This is a genomic window from Arhodomonas sp. KWT (genome assembly GCF_010993615.1).
The window spans coordinates 16,121-17,704 of record NZ_WNXE01000035.1 but is presented as its reverse complement, the minus strand read 5'-3'; the positions used below and the strand labels follow the sequence as shown (position 1 = coordinate 17,704).

The window sequence follows — 1,584 nt, the reverse complement described above, 5'->3', positions numbered from 1 at the left end:
GGTCAATTCCCGGAACGATCGCGGTCGACTCTGAGAGTCAGGGTGCTAGCTTAGAATCAGTCAAGAAAACAGGCATGCTGACTACAAGGAGCACCGCCATGGCTTCAATACCCCTGCGCGCTTTGCCGCTCGCCGTCCTGCTCGTGGCCGGGGGCGCCCACGCCGATTCGCAACTGATGGAGATGGCGAAGGGCAGCTTCGAGCCCATTCCCGAACCGCCGGCGAACGTCGACGGCGTCAAGGTGACCGACGACATGGTCATCCTGGGCAAGAAGCTGTTCTTCGACCCGCGCCTGTCAGGCAGCCAGACGATCAGCTGCAACACCTGCCACAACCTCGGCATGGGCGGTGACGACAACCAGCCGACCTCCCTGGGGCACGGCTGGCAGCGCGGCCCGCGCAACGCCCCGACCGTATTCAACGCCGTCTACAACGTCGCCCAGTTCTGGGACGGCCGCGCCTCCGACCTCAAGGAGCAGGCCAAGGGCCCGATCCAGGCAGGCGTGGAGATGCACAACACGCCCAAGCGCGTGGTCGAGACCATCAAGAGCATGGATCCCTACGTCGAGGACTTCGAGGCCGCCTTCCCGGATCAGTCCGACCCGGTGACCTTCGACAACGTCGCCGCGGCGATCCAGGCCTACGAGGCCACCCTGCTGACCCCGGATGCGCCCTTCGATCGCTACCTGAAGGGCGACGAGGACGCGCTCAGCGACCACCAGAAGGAGGGACTGCAGGCCTTCATGAACAAGGGCTGCGTGGCCTGCCACAACGGCATCAACGTCGGCGGCCAGGGCTACTATCCCTTCGGCCTGGTGGAGAAGCCCGGCGCCGACGTCCTGCCGGAGAATGACAAGGGTCGTTTCTCGGTAACCGGCACGGCGACCGACGAGTACGTCTTCCGGGCACCGTCACTGCGCAACGTCGCGGTGACCGAGCCCTACTTCCACTCCGGCCAGGTCTGGGACCTGACCCAGGCGGTGGCCATCATGGGTGAGGCGCAGCTCGGCCAGGAGCTCAGCGACAAGGAGGTCTCGGCGATCACCGCCTTCCTCGAGAGCCTGACCGGCCCGATGCCGGACGTCTCCTACCCGCAGCTGCCGCCGAACGGAGCGAACACGCCGCGTCCGCTCGAGGCACCGGCCCCGACCCGCAACCCGCAGGGCTGACCCTGCCAGCCGCATGCCCCGCACCCGCGGGGCATGCCCTCAGGCGCTGCCCGCCAGCCAGGCGGGCAGCGCCTCGACCGTTTCCATCACCATGTCCGCCTCTGCGGCCAGTCCCTCCCGGGAGCCGGTGCCGCTGAGCACGCCGATCGCCAGACCGCAGCCCGCCGCCCGCGCCATGCGGATGTCGTGGAGGTTGTCGCCGACCACGGCCACCGCCTCCGGCCCGATACCGGTAGCGGCGCAGAAGCCCCTCACCATACCGGGCTCCGGCTTGCCGCCGTGGCCGCTGTCGTAGCCGGCGACGAACGACAGCACCCCCGGCGTAACAAAGCCGGCGAGCATCGCCCGGGTCGCCCGCTCGCCGTCGCTTGTGGCCACACCGAGATGCAGGCCTAGGGCACGCAACGCGGCGAAA

General features: G+C 68.2%; 2 protein-coding genes. One reads left to right on the top strand and one right to left on the bottom strand.

What is annotated here, in order from left to right; genetic code table 11:
• Positions 1 to 98 precede the first annotated feature (98 nt).
• Positions 99 to 1,169, top strand: a complete 1,071-nt coding sequence (locus G7A99_RS08245; RefSeq protein ID WP_026320864.1) for a cytochrome-c peroxidase — start codon at positions 99 to 101, stop codon at positions 1,167 to 1,169.
• A gap of 39 nt (positions 1,170 to 1,208) precedes the next feature.
• On the opposite strand, the gene G7A99_RS25330 is transcribed toward G7A99_RS08245, so the two are convergent.
• Positions 1,209 to 1,584, bottom strand: a 376-nt coding sequence (locus G7A99_RS25330; protein WP_240466181.1) for an HAD family hydrolase, incomplete at its 5' end; no start/stop codon positions are given.